Here is a 2134-nt window from a genome sequence, read left to right as displayed (position 1 = left end):
CTAACGCCGATTTTCACTCAGCGAATCGACCCGCATTTTGTGTCTGCTCACGCGAACTCGTAGCGCACGGTGCGGCCACCGAGCCAGGGGACGGAGATCTCGGGCAGGGTGGCTTGTCGCAGTACGGGTGAGTAGGTGCGCCGGTCGAGGCGAACCACGAATTGGTTGCCGTGGTTGAGGATGTGGCCGCCGGTGGACAGGAACCGGCGTTGCAGGGTGTCGGGGGTGGCGGCCTGGTAGCCGGGGATGCGGCGGCGCAGGGCGTCGCAGAGGGTGTGGGCCAGGACGGTGAGCACGACGTCGAGGTCGATGTTGAGGGGGACGGCTCCGGTGAGGGAGTCGAGGTGGAAGGAGCGGATCGCTTCGGCGAGGCGTTGTTCGATGTTCATTCTGCGGGAGTAGGTTTCGATGATCTGTTTGGCGGGCATCGAGTGCTGGTTGGTGATCAGGATGGTGGGTTCGTCGTGGCCCAGGCCGGCGACGGCGAGTTGACGCAGCGTGCCGGGGTAGGTCGATAGTTTCGCGGCGGGGTCCTCGATCATTCGGACGCGGCGGGTTTTGCCGCCGGCGCGGGCCACGGTCAGGTTCGTCCAGGCGCTGGTGGGTAGCGCGTGGAGGTGGGCGGTGAGTTTGGGGGTGCGGGCGCGCAGGGTGATGAAGCCGATGCCGCGGTCGGTGAGTTCGCCGAGCTGGGTTTGGGTGGTGACCTTGGAGTCCATCACGAGCAGGGCGGGGTGGGTGCCGGTGACGGATTTCCAGTGCTCGGCGAAGTCGAGGACCTCGTTGTTCTGGGTGGCTTTGGCCAGGTCGGCGTTGGCGTAGAGCAGGGCGTGGGAGTCGGCGTCCTCGGCGAAGAACGTCAGCACGCTGCGGGTGCGTTGCGAGCGGGAGGGCACGTAGTGCTTCTCCAGCGCGGCGTCCTCGCCCCAGTGCATGACGGCGTGGAAGTCCAGGTTCAGCACCTCGCCGGTGGCCAGGCCCGCGGCGACGGAAGCCTTGTCCAGCGCGGTCAGGAACTTCTTCTGCTTGGCGTGCTGGAGCCGGTAGGAGTACGTGGTCAGCGCGGTCGTCTTGGGCAGCGCCGTGAGGCCGGCGAACAGCGCGGCGCCGGGGTCGGCGGCCAGGTCGTGCACGTGGGAGACCCGGCGGGTGCCGGTAAGCTTCACTGCCAGCAGGCCGAGCAGGTAGTTGATCGCGGGGATGTCGCGGGTGCCGGGATAGCCGGCGGCGGTGACCAATGCGGGCAGGTCCAGGGCGAGCAGGTCGGGCAGCGCGAGCAGCAGCCCGGCCATCCGGGTGGGTGCGTCGGCGGGCAGCTGCGCGTAGTCGTCGGGAGTCAGTGCACGGGCCCGGGGCAGGTTTTCGCGACGGGGGCCGCCGCGGGCGGCTTCCGGTCGGCGCCAGATCCGGGGTAGGCCGGCTTCGGCGATGACCTCGCTGATCCCGGTGCGGTTCAACCCGATGCCCTCGGCGGCCAGCTCGGCGGCGATCTCGTCGATGGAGTATCCCTGCGCGCGCAGGGCGATGATCCGGGTGCGGGCGGCGTCCTTGCCGGGTGCGGTCTTGGGGCCGGGACGGGCTTCGACGAAGAAGTTCTTCGCTCCGGCGCGGAAGTCGGCCACGGCCGAGTGCAGCCCGGCGGTGGTGTAGCCGAACCTCTCGGCTACGGCCGCGGCGGGTTCACCGTCGAGGAGATAGGCCCGCAATGCCTCGTAGCGGGTCTGCGGGCCTGGCGCCGGGGCGGCGAAGAACTCGCCGCCCGCACGGGCTGACTGATGGGTATTCGCTGACTGGTCGATAGTGCTAGTGAATCGTGTTCGGTCGCGGCGATCAAGGACCTGCGGGCGCGTGTCGCCTGACTCGGCTGCTGATCACACCAGAATCCTTGAAATAACCCCAATGTAGTTTCAGTTGCCGCCGGTTGTCCTTCAGGGCCTTCGGCCGGGCCGAGGCAATACCAGTCGGGAATCGGCCTACCAGTCAGCGAGATGCCTTCACTATCTCGTGCCGTGATCCCATCGCCGCTCACCGAATCGCCTACTACACAAATCCACCCAATCCTCACGACGCCATGAGCACTGCCCCCCGCGTACCCAAGCTCAGGTAATCACCGCTCCGCGAAAATCGGCGCTAA

The 2134-nt window shown here is 67.6% G+C and carries 1 protein-coding gene; it reads right to left on the bottom strand.

The window, feature by feature from the left end:
• Positions 1 to 47: 47 nt before the first annotated feature.
• Positions 48 to 1706: a transposase gene (locus tag ACFVJ3_RS49310; protein ID WP_378459018.1), complete on the bottom strand. Its 1659-nt coding sequence runs from the start codon at positions 1704 to 1706 to the stop codon at positions 48 to 50.
• Between the last annotated feature and the right edge of the window lie 428 nt (positions 1707 to 2134).

The organism is Rhodococcus sp. NPDC127593 (genome assembly GCF_042671975.1).
Lineage (GTDB): Bacteria > Actinomycetota > Actinomycetes > Mycobacteriales > Mycobacteriaceae > Rhodococcus_F.
Note: the sequence above shows the minus strand (reverse complement) of the source record. Positions and strands in the feature narration are given on the sequence as shown.